The following is a 9,199-nucleotide window of genomic DNA, read 5'->3' on the forward strand; positions in this document are numbered from 1 at the left end:
CTCATTATGATGGAAAAAGTGCAACGATTTGGAGGCGCGATGTTCACACCAGTCCTCCTCTTTTCGTTCTCAGGTTTAATGGTTTCATTAGCTATTATTTGTAAAAATCCAATGTTGGTCGGAAGTATCGCCACAGAAGGTACCGTTTGGTTTGGTATCTGGTCCATTATTGAAGATGGTGCCTGGACTGTTTTTAACCAAATGGAATTATTATTTGTCATTGGTCTGCCCATCGGGTTGGCAAAGAAAGCCAATGCTCGAGCAGTCATGGAAGCTTTCGTGGTCTATATCACCTTCCAATATTTTGTTAGTGGTATGTTGAAAAACTTTGGTAGCTTCTTCGGTGTTGACTTCGGTATGGAAGCTGGCGGTGTCAGTGGATTAAAAATGATTGCCAATATCAAAACATTAGATACAGGCATTGTCGGGGCAATCGTTATTTCTGCTATTGTCGTCTGGATTCATAATCGATATTTTGATGTAAAATTACCTGATTGGTTAGGAATCTTCCAAGGTTCATCTTTTGTAGTCATTATCGGTTTCTTCTTAATGTTACCAATCGCATTCTTAGTAGCATTAGTTTGGCCAAAAATCCAAGGTGGAATTAACTCAATGCAAGGTTTCTTAGCAAGTTCAGGAGTACTAGGTGTTTGGATTTATACTTTCTTGGAACGAATTTTAATTCCAACAGGTTTACACCATTTTATTTATTCACCGTTTGTCTTTGGTCCAGCCGTCACACCAGATGGCATTACCCGTGCTTGGATGGCGAATCTAAATGATTTTGCTGCATCAACTAAACCATTAAAACAACTGTTCCCTGAAGGTGGTTTTGCGATGCACGGTAACTCTAAAATGTTTGGTTCATTGGGGATTGCAACAGCTTTCTTCTTAACAGCAAAACCAGAAAACAAAAAGAAAGTGATTTCAATTTTAGTGCCTGTTACATTGACAGCCTTCTTAGCCGGAATTACTGAACCACTAGAGTTCACTTTCTTATTCATCTCTCCACCATTGTTTGCAATCCATGCTGTTTTAGCAGCAACCATGACAGCAACGATGTATGCATTTGGTGTTTCTGGAGATATGGGTGGCGGTTTCTTAGATTTATTAGCTAAAAACTGGATTCCAATGTTTGCGAATCACAAAACAGAAATCTTTACACAATTGATTATTGGTCTAGCATTTACTGCTTTATATGTCATCATTTTCCGCTTCCTCATTCTAAAATGGAACTTACCGACACCGGGTCGTGAAGCAGCAACAGATGATATTAAATTATTTACGAAAAAAGATTACAAAGCCAAAAAAGCTGGTGAAGATTCTACTTCAGAACCTGCTGAAAATCGTTACCGTGAATCAGCTGCTATTTATTTAGAAGCCTTTGGTGGTGCTGATAATATCGATAAAGTCAATAATTGTGCAACAAGATTACGGATTACTGTTGCGGATCCTTCCATCGTTAGTCCAGATGAGGCCTTCCGTGCAGGTGGTGCACATGGTGTTGTACGTAACGGTACTGCTTTTCAAGTAATCGTTGGCTTAGATGTCCCACAAGTTAGAGAACAATTTGAACAGTTATTAGAAATTAAAGACTAAGGAGTGTTACAGTATTATGAAAAAATTCTCAATCGTTATCGCAGGCGGCGGTAGTACCTTTACCCCAGGAATCGTTTTAATGTTATTAGATAATTTGGAGCGTTTCCCTATTCGTCAAATTAAATTCTACGACAATAACCATGAACGTCAGCAACAAATTGCAGATGCTTGCGAAATTTTATTAAAAGAGAAAGCGCCAGATATTAACTTTGTGGCAACAACTGATCCAGAAACTGCCTTTTCAGATGTTGATTTTGTCATGGCTCATATCCGAGTAGGATTATATGCAATGCGCGAACAAGATGAAAAAATTCCATTAAAATACGGCGTTGTTGGTCAAGAAACATGCGGACCTGGTGGCATCGCTTATGGTATGCGTTCAATCGGTGGTGTCTTAGAAATTTTAGACTATATGGAAAAATATTCTCCCGATGCTTGGATGTTAAATTATTCAAATCCAGCCGCAATCGTCGCAGAAGCAACACGGAAATTACGTCCACATTCTAAAATCATTAATATTTGCGATATGCCTGTCGGAATTGAAGAACGAATGGCACGTGCAATTGGTTTACGTTCACGTAAAGAAATGGTTGTTCGCTACTATGGCTTAAATCACTTTGGTTGGTGGACAGATATTCGTGACCTTGAAGGCAATGACTTAATGCCCCAAATCAAAGCACACGTCGCACAACATGGGTACTCTTTACAAGATGAAATTGAAGAGTCACAGCATTTAGATGCTAGCTGGATGAATACTTTTGCCAAAGCGAAAGATGTTTACGCAGTAGATCCTGATACTTTACCAAACACTTATTTAAAATATTACTTGTACCCACAAGATGAAGTTGCACATTCAAACCCAGACTTTACTCGTGCCAACGAAGTTATGGCAGGCCGTGAAAAACATGTCTTCGGTGAATGTAACGCAATTGCTGCCCGAGGGAATACCGAGGGAACAACACTTGAAATTGACGAACATGCGAGCTACATCGTTGATTTAGCACGTGCTATCGCTTATAACACGCATGAGAGAATGTTGCTCATCGTACCAAACAATGGTGCAATCGTAAACTTTGATGAAACAGCGATGGTTGAAGTTCCTTGTATCGTTGGTACGAATGGTCCAGAACCTCTAACGCAAGGAAAAATTCCACAATTCCAAAAAGGATTGATGGAACAACAAGTTTCAGTTGAAAAATTAGTCGTGGAAGCATGGGCAGAACGTTCTTACCAAAAATTATGGCAAGCTTTGACACTTTCACGTATCGTACCGAATGCTCGTGTTGCCAAACAGTTATTAGATGATTTAATTGAAGCGAATAAGGACTTCTGGCCAGAGCTAAATTAAGAATGATAAAAAACTTTCTCATCACCTCCCTTCTTTTCGGTTATAATATTAGTTGAAAAGGAGGGATTTGATGAAATTGCAACGTTTGATTCATCAACACGCCAAAGAACTAAGCGAATTGGATTTAGACATTCTTCATTACATTGTGGATCATGCGGATGAAGTGATGAATCTAAGCATTCTCGACTTAGCAGAACGTGTTCATTCATCAAAATCATCAATATTACGCTTAACAAAAAAACTTGGATTCACCGGCTATTCAGAGCTAAAATACTTTTTACGGCATGAAAAACAACATGCTGAAGTCGAACAGACGGACCAACAGGTTTTTGACAAACAACTAGAGGATATTCAACAAACGATTGATTATATTCGTTCTGTTGATTTGCGTCCGATTAATCAGCTTTTGAATCAAAGTACAACGATTTATTGTTACTCCACGGGTTTTTCTCAAAAGAAACCATTAGAAGAGTTTTCAAAAATGATGTTAACTTTAGAAAAGCGTGTCCTTATTTTACCTAATAAGACAGAATTAGATATGGCGATGCCTATGATTACAAGCAATGATTGCTTTATGATTACTTCACTCAGCGGTGAGACTGAAGATGTCAAAGAAAATTTAACCACATTTCAAATGCGACAAATTCCTGTCATTTCATTGACTGCAACAGGAAATAACTATTTTGCACGACACAGTACGCATCACCTAAACTATTACTGTTCTCCTTTTACTATTGGAAAGAAACAAAAAGAAGTCGTCTCTTTAGTATCTTTACATTTACTGATCGATTATTTATATCGTTCATATGGGATTTATCAATTATCGGAGGGATAATCATGCTACGAATGACTACAAATAGATTACAAAAAATTTTACTTGCTTACTGGCTAATTGTACCCATTTTATTTTATCTTTATGTGGGAATTACCAGCTTCATCCAAGAAACATCGATCCAACAGATGTTACAAGTTTCCCCAGGTATTGCCCTAGGTAATCTTCTAGCCTGTCTGATGTTGTTTCAAGCAGGTATCTTCTTTTTTGTCCGTCGTTTATCTCAAAGTAAAAACGGTTTACTTGGTCAGTTTACATTCGTTGCTATTCCCCAGCAATTGTTGACCGGTAATATTATCGGTGCAGTACTTGCCTTCTTTTTAGCTCGTTCCTTGAACTCAGGAAAAGAAGACGCTACCTTGCAAACAAAAATTATTTTTTATTTCGTTCTTGGTTTTATTTTCTTATTCAGTTGTCTGACAGCTTTTATTGCATTTCGTTTGAGAGGAGCGTAAAAAATGTTTTCATTTCTAAAAAAGAAAAAACACGTTTTAACAAGCCCTGTAACTGGGACCTTACTTCCATTAGCTAAAGTGAGTGACCCCGTATTTGCAGAAGGCATGATGGGCGCCGGTGTAGCGGTTGAACCCACTGCTAGTGATGTGTATTCACCGGTAGAAGGTACTATCACAACTATTTTCCCTACAAAACACGCCATCGGTATAAAATCGACTATTGGCAAGGATGTTTTACTGCATATCGGTATTGATACAGTGGAATTGAACGGACAAGGCTTTCACATTCATGTTAGCGAGGGAGACAAAGTAACATCAACTACTCTACTTGCTCAAGTTGACCATGATTATTTGAAATCACAAGGCAAAGCCTCCACAATTATGGTGCTTTTCCCTGAAGAAAAAGTGCTACCGTCCGTTCAAGAAAAGCCGATTGCTGCTCAACAAGAAATTTTCACACTCGACTAAAAAAGAAGCAAACACTTCCATCGTGTTTGCTTCTTTTTTATGCATGGATAACTGCAGCCACACCGAAATGGTCACTGACCACAGGGCCTGATTTGCCGTCAAACATAACTTGATACGTTTGTGCCGTTAACTCTGGCGAAATAAAAATATAATCAATTCGTAGTGCTTCTTGATTACTTTCCCAACCATCAATTGCTTTAGCAACCGTATGCGAACCGATTTTTTGCTCCGCTGTTTGGAAAACATCTGACAGCTGTAATGCTCCTTGCGTGATTAATTGATAGCCCTCGTTTCCTTCTGGGTTATTAAAGTCGCCCATCAGCAATAAGGGGTATGGACTGTCTGCTAGAATTTCTTCAGTTGTAACCCATTCAACAGCAAACCCTTCTTCCGACCACCAAGAGTAATGACCACTACCAACAAGCACTAATTGACCGTCGATTTCTGTGATTCCTGTTAATAAGATGCGACGACGATAATCCGCTTCTTCTGTAAATTGAGATACTCGATAGTTATTTGGTAAAATAGGTTGTTTGGATAGGATGGCTAATCCTTCGTCATAAATGCCATACCCAATGTGACTAAATCCCCAAGTCCAATAATAATCAACACCTAACACTTGTAAAGCCTCTGTTAGTCGCAGAGCAAAATTATCTTCATGAATCACTCGGTCAGTCACAGGACAATACCATTCCCCTACAATGCCTGCCTCACTGTCCCTACGCTGATTCACTTCTTGTAAGGCAATCACATCATAATTTTCTTCAATAATTTTTTCTGCTAACTGTGCTAACTTTTCTTCTGGATTTTCTTCTACCCAACTGTGTGTGTTTAGTGTCAATACTTTCATTTTATCCTCCTGAATTTACGGTCTCTTTCCATTGTAGTATAGTTCCCACTAGCAAACAAGCAACAATGCGATGCTTTTTTTGCAATTTACAACGCAATCGATTTCCTTTTATTTTTATTCATTTTATTAAAGTTTTTTTCTTCATTTATAAAATAAAGTGTTGACTTGCGCAACCGATTGCGTTTATGATAGATGTATAAAATAAATGATTCTGGAGGAAAAATAATATGCAACAAATACAACGTTTATTCGATATTGATCCTTGGAAAATTACAACGACCACCTTAGACAAAGAAAATCGCCGACTACAAGAATCTTTAACCAGCATTGGTAACGGATACATGGGCATGCGTGGAAACTTTGAAGAACAATACAGCGGTGATCATCACCTAGGTACTTACCTTGCTGGTGTATGGTTCCCTGATAAAACCCGTGTTGGTTGGTGGAAAAATGGCTACCCTGAATATTTTGGCAAAGTGATTAATGCTGTCAATTTTCTTGCGATGAATATTTCAGTTAACGGCGAACAACTGGACCTTGCAGTTATTTCCCCAGAAGATTTTTCACTGGAACTAGATATGGAAACAGGCATTTTAACACGAAAATTTACGGTCACACTTGGTGGTGCGACGATTCGTTTTACTTTTGAACGCTTCTTAAGTATTGTCAAAAAAGAATTAGCAGCAATCCAAATGTCTGCACAAGTTTTGAGTGGTGAAGCAACGATTACTGTGGTTTCGAAGTTAGATAATAATGTGCAAAATGAAGACAGTAACTACGACGAAATGTTTTGGGAAGAGTTAAATAAAGGCACAACAAACGAGATGAGTTATTTGACAACGCGGACTGTCGCAAATCCTTTCGGTATCGAACAATTTACTGTCACTTCAGGGATGAAACATAATGTCCGCCCAGTAACTATTGAAACCAGCCCACTGGCTATTAGTCATACGTTTGAATTCCAAGTTGCTGAAAATGAGACGATTACGTTAGAAAAAGAAGTTATTATTGTGACTAGTCGTGACTTTGATGAACCGAAACAAGTAACTGCAGTGGCCGATTTGTTTGCAGATTATGGAACGAATTATGAACAATTACGCCAAGAACAAGTAGTCGCTTGGCGCAAACGTTGGGATTTAGCCGACGTTATCATTCAAGGTGACGATGCTGCCCAACAAGGGATTCGCTTCAATCTTTTCCAATTGTTCTCCACTTATTATGGAGACGATGCACGCTTGAATATTGGTCCAAAAGGCTTTACTGGCGAAAAATATGGGGGTGCAACTTATTGGGATACCGAAGCATATGCTGTCCCGCTTTATCTAGCTTTAGCTAAACCAGAAGTTACCAAAAATCTATTGACGTATCGCCACAATCAATTACCACAAGCCCAACATAATGCTCGCCAACAAGGTCTGAAGGGCGCTTTGTATCCAATGGTTACCTTTACCGGTGTTGAATGCCATAATGAATGGGAAATTACCTTTGAGGAAATTCACCGAAATGGCGCTATTGCCTATGCCATTTATAATTACACTAATTACACTGGTGATACTGATTACTTGAAAACAAAAGGTTTAGAAGTATTAGTTGAAATTGCTCGTTTTTGGGCTGATCGTGTCCACTATTCGAAACGAAATGATGCTTATATGATTCACGGGGTCACTGGACCAAATGAATACGAAAATAACGTCAACAACAATTGGTACACCAACACGATTGCTACGTGGGTTTTAACTTATACTCTTGAGAATTATATGCAGTTCAAAGATGAAGCAACTATTGAAATTTCAGAAGAAGAACAAGCACACTGGCAAGAAATTATTGAAAAAATGTACCTCCCTTACGATGAGGAATTAGGTATTTTCGTTCAACATGATACTTTCTTAGACAAAGATTTATACCCAGCTACGGATTTAGATCCTACTGATTTACCGCTAAATCAGAATTGGTCTTGGGATCGTATCTTACGTTCATGCTTTATTAAACAGGCGGATGTTTTACAAGGGATTTATTTCTTCGGCAATCAATTTACCGAAGAAGAAAAACGTCGCAATTTTGAATTCTATGAACCAATGACCGTTCATGAATCTTCACTATCCCCTTCTGTTCATGCGATTTTAGCTGCCGAACTTGGTTTAGAAGAAAAAGCCACAGAAATGTATGCTCGCACAGCTCGCTTAGACTTAGACAATTATAACAATGACACCGAAGATGGGTTACACATCACCTCCATGACTGGTAGCTGGTTAGGAATTGTTCAAGGTTTTGCTCAAATGAAAACATTTGACAATACATTAAGTTTTGCACCGTTTGTACCAAAAGATTGGGAAGCTTATGCGTTTCATATTAATTATCGTGGCCGTTTGCTTTCTGTTTCTGTCACACAAGCAGATGTCACACTAACTTTATTAGAAGGGCAACCACTAGCTATCACTGTTTATCAAGATAATTATTTACTAGAAGATACTTTGGTGATTCCTGTTAAACACTAATTGATAATTATGATACCCGTCTTCTCCGATGTTTTTCTTCAGTTGGTTTTGCCTGGTATCATAGTTATTTTTTATCTAGCGGCTTTGTAGTCCTTGTGCTACTATATTCGAGAGGAGGTTTTCACATGAGTATTACTGTAAAAGATGTTGCCCAAAAAGCCGGTGTCGCAACGTCCACCGTCTCTCGCGTAATTAATGATCACCCGAGCATTTCAGAAGACACTAAGAAAAAAGTTCGCAAAATCATGGATGAACTAGGTTATATTCCAAATGTAGCTGCTCGTAATCTAGGCAAGCAAATTTCCAGTGCATTAGGCGTGGTTCTTCCACCTTTAGATTCAAAAGAGCGCATTGGCAACCCATTTCATTTAGAAACCATTGAGACTATTAATGAAGCTGCCCATCAATACGGCATGTCCGTAGCGATTGCCTCGGCAAAAAATTTCACTGCTTTATCAGCTCATGTGGAACGCATGCATCGTCAAAAGCAGGTAGACGGCTTTATTTTGACCTATTCTGATAAAGATGATCCAATCATTCGTTATTTATTGGCCCATGACATTCCTTTCACAGTTATCGGGCAACCATACATTGATGATGAACGTATTGTCTATGTCGATAATGATAATCAACTATTAGGAAAACAAGCGACCGATTATTTACTTGCAGAAGGACATGAACGCATTATATTTGCGACGAATATTACCCATGAGAATCTCTATTTCGAACGTTATTTCGGTTATCAAAAAGCGTTAATGATGGCGAATTTACCAACTTTACCAGCAGCAACCTTTGAAACACCTGCTGATTATACGCAATTTGGCGAGCGCCTCAAGCAAGAAGAAGTCACTGCTATTGTCGTGATTGATGATTTATTTGCTGTCCGTATGATGCAATTAGTGAATCTAGCCGGTTATCGCGTACCAGAAGATATTTCTATTATCAGCTTTAATAATTCTATATTTGCGACTCTCATTCATCCATATTTAACAAGTATGGATATTGACATCCCTTCTCTTGGACAACTTGCTACCCAACGTCTGATGGACCAGTTACAACAAAAACCTAAAAAAGGCAGTCGGATTGTTGTCCCTCATCAATTAATTAAACGCGAATCCGTAATGAAAAGATGAAAAAAGCAACAAATAAACA

At 38.5% G+C, this 9,199-nt stretch carries 8 protein-coding genes; 7 read left to right on the forward strand and 1 reads right to left on the reverse strand.

The window, feature by feature from the left end; all coding sequences use genetic code 11:
- Window positions 1–6: 6 nt before the first annotated feature.
- The 5 genes from BAU17_RS04340 (at window position 7) to BAU17_RS04360 (ending at window position 4,702) form a co-directional block, all read left to right on the forward strand.
- Window positions 7–1,599, forward strand: a complete 1,593-nt coding sequence (locus tag BAU17_RS04340; RefSeq protein WP_161901597.1) for an alpha-glucoside-specific PTS transporter subunit IIBC — start codon at window positions 7–9, stop codon at window positions 1,597–1,599.
- Between the two features lie 16 nt (window positions 1,600–1,615).
- The gene (locus BAU17_RS04345) at window positions 1,616–2,947 is read left to right on the forward strand and encodes a 6-phospho-alpha-glucosidase (RefSeq protein WP_161901598.1); all 1,332 of its coding nucleotides are present in this window, start codon (window positions 1,616–1,618) and stop codon (window positions 2,945–2,947) included.
- A 70-nt stretch (window positions 2,948–3,017) separates the two neighbouring features.
- Window positions 3,018–3,782 (forward strand): MurR/RpiR family transcriptional regulator, encoded by a 765-nt coding sequence (locus BAU17_RS04350; protein WP_161901599.1) that lies wholly within the window; start codon window positions 3,018–3,020, stop codon window positions 3,780–3,782.
- Between the two features lie 2 nt (window positions 3,783–3,784).
- A complete protein-coding gene (locus BAU17_RS04355) occupies window positions 3,785–4,234 on the forward strand; it encodes a hypothetical protein (protein ID WP_161901600.1) in 450 nt (149 codons plus the stop codon).
- A gap of 3 nt (window positions 4,235–4,237) precedes the next feature.
- Window positions 4,238–4,702 carry a PTS sugar transporter subunit IIA gene (locus BAU17_RS04360; RefSeq protein ID WP_161901601.1) on the forward strand — a complete coding sequence of 155 codons (465 nt, stop codon included), beginning with the start codon at window positions 4,238–4,240 and terminating at the stop codon, window positions 4,700–4,702.
- 37 nt (window positions 4,703–4,739) lie between these two features.
- On the opposite strand, the gene BAU17_RS04365 is transcribed toward BAU17_RS04360, so the two are convergent.
- Window positions 4,740–5,552 (reverse strand): endonuclease/exonuclease/phosphatase family protein, encoded by an 813-nt coding sequence (locus BAU17_RS04365; RefSeq protein ID WP_161901602.1) that lies wholly within the window; start codon window positions 5,550–5,552, stop codon window positions 4,740–4,742.
- Between the two features lie 227 nt (window positions 5,553–5,779).
- Here BAU17_RS04365 and BAU17_RS04370 point away from each other — a divergent pair, with 227 nt between their 5' ends.
- Together BAU17_RS04370 and BAU17_RS04375 are read left to right on the forward strand one after the other, a co-directional pair.
- Window positions 5,780–8,047: a glycoside hydrolase family 65 protein gene (locus tag BAU17_RS04370; RefSeq protein ID WP_161901603.1), complete on the forward strand. Its 2,268-nt coding sequence runs from the start codon at window positions 5,780–5,782 to the stop codon at window positions 8,045–8,047.
- Between the two features lie 125 nt (window positions 8,048–8,172).
- Window positions 8,173–9,180, forward strand: a complete 1,008-nt coding sequence (locus BAU17_RS04375; protein ID WP_161901604.1) for a LacI family DNA-binding transcriptional regulator — start codon at window positions 8,173–8,175, stop codon at window positions 9,178–9,180.
- The last annotated feature ends 19 nt before the right edge of the window (window positions 9,181–9,199 follow it).

Origin of the sequence: Candidatus Enterococcus willemsii (assembly GCF_009933335.1) — a bacterium.
Lineage (GTDB): Bacteria > Bacillota > Bacilli > Lactobacillales > Enterococcaceae > Enterococcus_F > Enterococcus_F willemsii.